The following is a 3,141-nucleotide window of genomic DNA, read 5'->3' on the forward strand; positions in this document are numbered from 1 at the left end:
TTGGCTACTGTCCGCGATACTTAGCGGAAGATATTCTAAATATGCTCAAGGACAATCCAAGATCTGTGCAGCTTTCTGTTGCAAACTTAAGTGAAGAAGCACCCAGTAACTATAAGGTCATGTGCAAACTTACAGGAAACTTGAGTCTCCAGGTTTCATGCAATTTGATGAATAGAAAAGAATATTTGCATATTTCTTAGCAATCGAATTATTTCATTAACCCGCCACGGCGGGGTTTTTTATGCCTTTTTATCACATGAATTTAACAATTCGTGCTGTTAATCCATTGATCATTTTTCTGTACAGAGTTACTGTATAAATATACAGTTAATTGACAGGGGGTTATCATGGGTTTTCCATCACCAGCTGCAGACTACGCAGAACAGACGCTCACAATTACCAGCCTTTGCGGTTACGACGATAACTGCCGAACCATAGAAACTTCATTCGGGCACGCGATCATAAACGTCGCCATGAAACCGGAAATGGGTGACACGGTCCTGATTTCTTTCTGCGGAAGTCTGGAGTACGCGAAACTCCATGGGAAAGCGCTGATTACCCGGGACGGCGAGGCTATTGAGGGCGATGCGCTGGATGATGTGACCGTAATGGGTGTGGTAACGCACCTCCTAAACCGTGTGAAAGATACAGACGACAGGCCGGTGATATAGCAGAACGTGCATGATTCCTGTGTCTCAAATCCGATCGGTTAGCGGAACCTTTAATTAAATCAGTACCCAGGGAGATAAAGGACCGCCCCGTCAGGGGAAACCATTTTTAGGGATGTGCCCATGAAATTAAACGAATTTGCCGCTGGTTTAACCAAAGATGGATTGCTAGTTTTAAATCTATCGGATGGTCAAATAACTGACTACCTCGTCACCAATAACGCCTTACGTACTCTGATACGCCGGGAAGGTAATCGAATTTCTGCGCGCATCCTCAGTGATGATGAGCGGGTAATAAACCTAAACTCCCTGCCAGAAGCGCTTAAGGTTCTCAAGACGTAAGTGTTGATTTATAATAATCAAACGGGCTGAACACCCTCTGATTACTGCGCCAACCTGAGGAATCAAAATGGCGCAGAGCATTACCATATATCACTCACACCGCCCCGTCGTGCACGATGTTTCTGCTTATGCTGGTGGTCCAGCATGAAGAAAGCAGATAGCCTCCATCTTTCACGTGTGGCCGCACTGGGCTGCATCGTGTGCAGAAACCAGAACCTGGGCGAGACGCCTGCGGAAATTCACCATATCCGAACCGGTCAGGGCACCAGTCAACGTGCTGACCATCGGAAATCAATTCCCCTGTGCCATATGCACCACCGCAATGGCGGTTACGGTGTCGCGATTCATGCTGGCCGTAAGCAATGGGAGAAAAACTTCGGTACCGAGTTGCAGCTGCTGGAGCAGGTCCAGTTAGAGCTGGGAGTGTTCTATGCCTAAATACATCATCACTCCTGTCGGAAAACCCCGCATGACTCGCCGCGATAAATGGAAACAGCGGCCGCCGGTGATGCGCTATCGCATGTTTTGCGATGAAGCCCGCCTTCATGGAATCCGGGTGCCCGAAAGCGGTGCCCATATCACCTTCGTTTTGCCGATGCCGCCGAGCTGGAGCAAGAAAAAGCGCGAAGCTATGGACGGCCAGCCCCATCAACAAAAGCCTGACCTGGACAACCTAACAAAATCTCTGTTGGACGCCTTGTTTGATGATGACGCCCACATCTGGGATGCCTGGACATCAAAAATATGGGGTGAAACCGGAATGATAATTATCGAGGACATGAAATGACACCGCGCCAGAGACGCCAGTATTTTGAAGGGCTGGGAAAAACAGCAATGGCACCACGTAAGAGCTGGCTGGGGAAAAGTATTCTCCTGAATGATGTCCAGTCCGGGTGGATTAAATCGCTTCTAACTGTATGGGGCGAATGTGTTCGCGGCGGTACCGCCCCGGCGAAACCGTGTGGGCATTCGTGCTGGCAAGTGATCAGGGGGAAGAACTGGTCAGATAAAGCGCTTGAACGTTTTACTGCAGCGCTGAACCAGGCAAGGGAGGAGGGTTACCGCGGAGAACAAGCAATGCGGCGTGCACGCTCTATACTCTGGCCAGAACCACCGTCCAGCTTGATTGACCAGGCTATGAGTAGTGATGATGCAGAGTTCATGGAGGACGTGGTGCTGCAGGCGTTTGATTTGAAGGATCCGGTTTATATCGTCGGGCGCCAGTATTACACCACCCGAAAAAAAATATCGGACATCACCAGAGATCTGCAGAGTATGGCGCCATGGCTTACGGATAACGAGGCCAGAAAGCGGGTGCGCTGGTGCCTGGAAATATTCAGGGCAAAGGTTTTTCTGTCGGCGCGGCATGCCCTTAAAGAAAATTCATGAAAACCATCATTTAGCAAAAAGTGCTATTTATGCGATGAGACATTGAAAACGGGCCAGAAAATCAGATAATCCATTCATGCTTGGCAGAGCTTCGCCATGATGGCAGCGATGTAAAGCGACAATTTGAAAAAACTCTAAACCCCGCCAGCCGGGGTTTTTGTTATCCGGCGATACGACAGGGGTATTCGCGAAGGTGCATTGCATCAGTACCCCTGTCATATCGTCGTTTTTATTGCCTCAGAATAATTGAGGTGGCGTATGGTGCGTAATATTACACATCAAATAATTCTGTACAGTGTGCATAGCTCATTCTAAGATTACCCCAAAGGTAATTCAGAGTGTGTAAACTATGTAAGGAGGTACGGTATGTTGCGCTCAACTCGCAGATTAATGCGTGCAGCTGGTAGCATCATAGATCTGATACCTGCCACAGACTATAATGACCTGATTGTTCATCAGACTGATGCTGAAGCTTTACGCTCAGACTTTCAGGCTGTTGGCGATGACTTACGGATAAGCATGAGGCCATATGCAAGAGTCAGAACCAGAAAAATTAAACGTCAGCTCGCTCCAGCAAGGTGAAAGCTGCGATGATGAAGCTTCCGAACAGCTAGCTGAAAAAATCGAAGGGGAGCTTGTTGAGAACCCTGTTGTTCTCGAAAGGCTCCTTGAGCGACCTCAATTCAAGGCAATTATTAGCCATAGTTCCTTTCGTGGACCACTCCCTCCGCCAACGATGCTT

Annotated in this window: 5 protein-coding genes and 1 pseudogene; all 6 read left to right on the plus strand. The window is 48.4% G+C overall.

Translation table 11 applies throughout. The annotated features are described in order from the left end of the window. Positions 1-347 precede the first annotated feature (347 nt). Complete coding sequence (locus tag M8370_RS22970; protein WP_248059200.1) at positions 348-671, plus strand: hypothetical protein; 324 nt, start codon at positions 348-350, stop codon at positions 669-671. A 120-nt stretch (positions 672-791) separates the two neighbouring features. After that, a complete protein-coding gene (locus M8370_RS22975; RefSeq protein WP_248059199.1) occupies positions 792-1,010 on the plus strand; it encodes a hypothetical protein in 219 nt (72 codons plus the stop codon). Between the two features lie 144 nt (positions 1,011-1,154). Further along, positions 1,155-1,448, plus strand: coding sequence for a Ref family recombination enhancement nuclease (locus M8370_RS22980; protein ID WP_013096305.1), 294 nt, complete (start codon positions 1,155-1,157; stop codon positions 1,446-1,448). After that, positions 1,441-1,797 carry a RusA family crossover junction endodeoxyribonuclease gene (locus tag M8370_RS22985; protein ID WP_250021830.1) on the plus strand — a complete coding sequence of 119 codons (357 nt, stop codon included), beginning with the start codon at positions 1,441-1,443 and terminating at the stop codon, positions 1,795-1,797. Before M8370_RS22980 ends, M8370_RS22985 begins: the two co-directional genes overlap by 8 nt. Then, the gene (locus tag M8370_RS22990) at positions 1,794-2,399 is read left to right on the plus strand and encodes a hypothetical protein (protein WP_250021831.1); all 606 of its coding nucleotides are present in this window, start codon (positions 1,794-1,796) and stop codon (positions 2,397-2,399) included. Before M8370_RS22985 ends, M8370_RS22990 begins: the two co-directional genes overlap by 4 nt. 529 nt (positions 2,400-2,928) lie before the next feature. Next, positions 2,929-3,141: pseudogene (locus tag M8370_RS22995) on the plus strand (DUF2335 domain-containing protein); the annotation flags it as partial.

Source organism: Enterobacter cloacae complex sp. OE43NF, assembly GCF_023544405.1.
Taxonomy (GTDB): Bacteria; Pseudomonadota; Gammaproteobacteria; order Enterobacterales; family Enterobacteriaceae; genus Enterobacter; species Enterobacter cloacae.